Here is a 1,149-nt window from a genome sequence, read left to right on the forward strand (position 1 = left end):
ATAAATAATAGTTAATGTGAGGAGACAAATAAATATGGAAAAAGGCGAAATAAAAAGTCAATTTATTGGTGCTATTTGAGGCATTGAAAAATACTTATTTAGTAATTTAGAAATGACATTTCTATGTTATTTTTTAACTAATTTCTCTTCATTGAAAGTATACGATTACTATAAAATGGTTTAAGAGACCATTGCTTTCATTTCAGCCATTCAATGAAGCTATGTTTTTAACTCAGTTGATGAAGTTATTAACTGAAGTTACTTCTAAGGCAATGGGTATAAAGCTATGGTTAGCTCCACAAATTTCAGAGCATTGCCCGTAAAATAAGCCAGGTCGATTGGCAATAGTGGAGATCTGGTTTAGTCGACCTGGGACTGCATCTACCTTTACTCCTAAAGAGGGTACTGTTCAAGCATGAATTACATCTGCAGATGTAATAAGTATTCGGGTATTTACATTGAAGGGGATAACAAGTCGATTGTCAACGTCTAAAAGACGAAAGTAGTTTAGATCTATTTCTCTTAGAGGAATTATAAAAGAGTCAAAATTTAAGTCAAAGTCTGCATATTCGTATGATCAATACCATTGATGTCCAATTGCTTTAATTGTTATTGAGGGCTCAAACGATTCTTCTATAAGGTATAGAAGCCGAAGACTAGGAAGAGCAATAAAGATTAGTATGATTGCAGGTAAAATGGTTCAAATAGTTTCGATGTCTTGTCCTTCAAGTAGATACCGATTTGTGAATTTGTTGCATGTAATATTAATTATTATATAGGTAATTAAAATAGTAATTAATACTAAAATAATTATTGAGTGGTCATGGAAAAAGATTATTTGTTCTATAATGGGGGAATTTGCATTTGGGAATATAATAGTAGATCAGGTTATCATTAACTATTTAATTAAAATATTGATTTGGTTGAAAGTATGTTCAGCAGGGGGTAAGTTTAGTTGTCATTCAATAGCTGTGTTAACGTAATGGGTACTCACAATTATACGTTTTCTTATTATTGCTTCTCATAAGATAAAAATAAATATTATTACACTTACTATGGAGATAATTCTTCCAATGGAAGAAACAATGTTTCATTTTGTAAGAAAGTCAGGGTAGTCTGAATATCGTCGTGGTATTCCTCTAAGCCCTA

Origin of the sequence: Herbaspirillum sp. ST 5-3, from assembly GCF_004804275.1 — a bacterium.
In the GTDB taxonomy this organism is placed as follows: Bacteria; Pseudomonadota; Gammaproteobacteria; order Burkholderiales; family Burkholderiaceae_D; genus Noviherbaspirillum.